The sequence below is a fragment of the Streptomyces sp. SAS_272 genome (assembly GCF_052543235.1).
In genome coordinates, this window is record NZ_JBMNDR010000212.1 from 1 (window position 1) to 1,595 (window position 1,595).

At 70.9% G+C, this 1,595-nt stretch carries 1 protein-coding gene; it reads left to right on the forward strand.

Features of this window, described 5'->3' with window-relative positions:
* Positions 1-59 precede the first annotated feature (59 nt).
* A complete protein-coding gene (locus ACN6LD_RS42200; protein ID WP_445045935.1) occupies positions 60-1,436 on the forward strand; it encodes an IS1380 family transposase in 1,377 nt (458 codons plus the stop codon).
* The last annotated feature ends 159 nt before the right edge of the window (positions 1,437-1,595 follow it).

Below are 1,595 nucleotides of genomic sequence, written 5' to 3' on the forward strand. Positions count from 1 at the left end.
CTGCAACGATGGGACTTGTCTAGGGTCCTGTTGGCTGCACGGGAAGAAGCACTCTCCAGGTGAAGAAGCGTATCGGGTCCTACCCGCGTGTCCGTACCGAGGGCGGCGGCCGGGCGGTGGTTTCGCAGGCCGGGAGCGTGCTGCTGGTCGAGACCGTCCGCAGGGCTGGCCTGGACAGCGCGATATCGGCGGCGCTGACGCCGTGGCGGAAGGCCCGGGCAGTGCACGATCCGGGCAAGACTCTGCTGGATGTGGCCCTGGCGGTCGCGCTGGGCGGGGACTGCCTCGCGGATGTCGCCGTGCTGCGGGCCGAGCCGGCCGTGTTCGGGCCGGTCGCCTCCGACCCGACGGTCTCCCGCCTCATCGACACCCTTGCCGCCTCCGGGGAGAAGGCCCTGCGGGCCATCCGTGCCGCGCGGGCCGAAGCGCGTGAGCGGATCTGGCAGTTGACGCAGGGGAAAGCGCCCGATGCCGGCGGGACGGTGACCGTCGATCTCGACGGGGTGCTGGTGATCGCGCACTCCGACAAGGAGGACGCCGCACCCACCTGGAAGCGAACCTACGGCCACCACCCGCTGATGGGGTTCGTCGACCACGGACCGGGCGGCACCGGCGAACCGGTCGCGGCCCTGCTCAGGCCGGGAAACGCGGGCTCGAACACGGCATCCGACCACATCGCCGCCGCACAGATGGCCTTGGCCCAGCTTCCGAAGAAGTACCGGCGCGGGCGCCGGACCCTGATCCGCACGGACTCCGCGGGCGGTACCCACGACTTCGTGGCCTGGCTCGCCCGGCGGGGGCGGTGGCTGTCCTACTCGGTCGGCATGACCATCACCGACACCATCCACCAGCACGTCCTGAAGGTTCCCGCCCCTGCCTGGACGGCGGCCGTCGACGCGGACGGTGAGATCCGTGACGGCGCATGGGTCGCCGAACTCACCGGCGATGTCCTGGACGGCTGGCCGAAGGGGATGCGGCTGATCGTCCGCAAGGAACGGCCGCACCCCGGAGCCCAGTTGAGACTCACGGACGCGGACGGCATGCGGCTGACGTGTTTCGCCACCAACACCACCGGCCGGCCGATCGCCGCACTTGAGCTCCGCCACCGGCTGCGGGCGAGGGCCGAGGACCGGATCCGGGCTGCCCGGGCCACCGGTCTGCGCAACCTGCCCTTGAAGCGCACGGCCCAGAACCGGATCTGGCTGGAGATCGTGCAGATCGCTCTCGACCTGCTGGCCTGGATGCCGATGCTCGCCCTGACCGGCAAGGCCCGGCTCTGGGAGCCCCGCCGCCTGCGGCTCCGACTGTTCAGCGCGGCCGGACAGCTCGTGACCACCGGCCGTCGGCGGATCCTTCGCCTCGCCCGGCACTGGCCCTGGACCAGTCACATCACCGCCGCCCTCGAACGGCTCGCACTCCTGCCGAACCCCGGCTGACCAGCAGACTCCCCGTGCCTACGAGAGCAGCGACATCCGGAGCAGTGGAACCCGGCGCCACCCCGAAGCGACACTCGGGCCCTCAGCCTGCGCAGCCTCAACTCACAGCACGAAGACCGTCCACCGACTCCGTCGGCAGACCGTCACGAAACTTCGAGG